Origin of the sequence: Collinsella sp. AM24-1, assembly GCF_003470325.1 — a bacterium.
GTDB lineage: Bacteria > Actinomycetota > Coriobacteriia > Coriobacteriales > Coriobacteriaceae > Collinsella.
In genome coordinates this window covers 1-1621 of the sequence record NZ_QRHM01000019.1, presented here as the reverse complement: position 1 = coordinate 1621, position 1621 = coordinate 1, and the positions used below count along the sequence as shown (strand labels likewise).

The following is a 1621-nucleotide window of genomic DNA, read 5'->3' as shown; positions in this document are numbered from 1 at the left end:
GGTTGATTTTCAATCTCAACGCAACAGCCTGAACGGGCCCCGCGTTTCCGCAGCTAGCGCAACGCGGGAATAGCTCCCGGCACCTGGCCGTCGCATCGTTTCCGCAGGTGGAGAGGCTATGAAGGCCGGTGCCCCCATGCCGCCGCCGCATGCTCCGCCAGCCCGCCGCGCAGCCGTTCCGGACTCAGCGCAACGGGCCCTCCGGCCCATGTCCCGGCCCGCCGCCTATCCCGCCAGCGGCCCCTCGCCCCTCGCGGCCCTGGCCCTGTCGATGCAGCCGGGCGTGAGGTCGAGCTCGCCGGGCGCCAGCTCCTCTATCCCGAACGCGTCCATGAGGGCGGAGGCGTCCTCCCCGAGGGCCATCCGCAGCACGCGCGCCGGCGTCAGGAACCCGAGCGCCCCCCTCGGCTCGGAGTTCACCTGCGACATGAGCAGCGCGCAGTCCGCCGCCGTCAGCCGGTCGAACCTGACGCCGGCGCCCTTGGGCAGCAGCTTCCTGATCTCCACGTGGTTCTTCTCGCACGCGCCCTTCTGCTGGCTCTGCCGGGGGTCGCAGTAGAAGAGCCTGGTCTCGCCGTCCCGCTCGCCGATCAGCGCCGCGATGGCGCCCTCGTCGGCGAACTCGCTCCCGTTGTCGGTGAGCACGGCGCCGAAGGCGCGCCTCGCGCCGTCCTCGCCGAGGACCCCGCGCAGGGAGGAGAGCGCCGCCAGGACCGAGGCGCACGTGCCGTCCGGCAGCGGCAGGGCCAGCTGGAAGCGGCTCGGGCGGTGCAGGAGCGTGAGGAGCCTGGCGGAGTCGCCCCTGGAGCCCTCGACGGTGTCCATCTCCCAGGCCGCGGCGCAGGCGTCCTCTCCGAGCGCGAGGAACGACGCGTGCGACCTGCGCGACGAGTGGGACGTCGCCCTCCCCGGGGCCCGGCGCGACCTCGGCCTGTAGCCGACCTTGCGCCTGAGCTCCATGTTCGTCATGCCGTCGTAGCCGGCGTCCACCCACCTGTAGACGGTGGAGGCGCTGAGCCCGGGGGTCGTCGCCGCTATCTGCTGCGGGGAGAGCCCGCGCGCGAGCCCGTCCCTGATGGCCGCGAGCTTGGCGGCGGCGCCCTCCTCGGTCTCGTCGATCCCGGACCTGCTCGCCGAGAGCTCGGCGTCGGCCGCCTCCTGCGCCCTCCTGGCGCTGTAGAACACCCTGGGCCTCCTCGAGCAGCCGTAGCCCCTCCTGTGCGAGCAGCCGTTGCAGCACCTCGGCCACGCGGAGAGCCTGGGGCAGGCCCCCGAGAGGTCCGCGGGCGCGGGCTCGCCGTAGCGCGAGCGCGGCGCGGTGACGTAGCGGTGCGCCGCAACCTCCCTGGTCACGGTCGAGGGCGACCTGCCGAGCTCCGCGGCGATATCGCGGGCGCTGCGGTTGCGGTCGAGCATCCTCTCGACCGTGTTCCTCTCGTGCCTCGTGAGCCTCCCGTACGACCTCCCGGACGGCTTGGGTCTGGACATTTCGGCCTCCCTCCATCGCGGGCCGGGGGATTCCGGCCCCTCTGGGGTTGCCTACCCGGATTCGCGACTCAGGACTCAGCGCAACGCGTTGCGCTGAGTCCTGAGGCTGTTGCAATGAAGATGAGAATCAAGG

1 protein-coding gene is annotated in these 1621 nt (G+C 72.3%); it reads right to left on the bottom strand.

Translation table 11 applies throughout. The annotated features are described in order from the left end of the window. Window positions 1-225: 225 nt before the first annotated feature. On the bottom strand, window positions 226-1488 hold the full coding sequence (locus DW661_RS07595; protein ID WP_117877566.1) for an IS30 family transposase: 1263 nt from the start codon (window positions 1486-1488) through the stop codon (window positions 226-228). Window positions 1489-1621: the final 133 nt, after the last annotated feature.

Excerpts from the sequence above, each read along its gene's own strand:
- DW661_RS07595 (WP_117877566.1), bottom strand. The coding sequence starts at position 1,488 with ATGTCCAGACCCAAGCCGTCCGGGAGGTCGTACGGGAGGCTCACGAGG.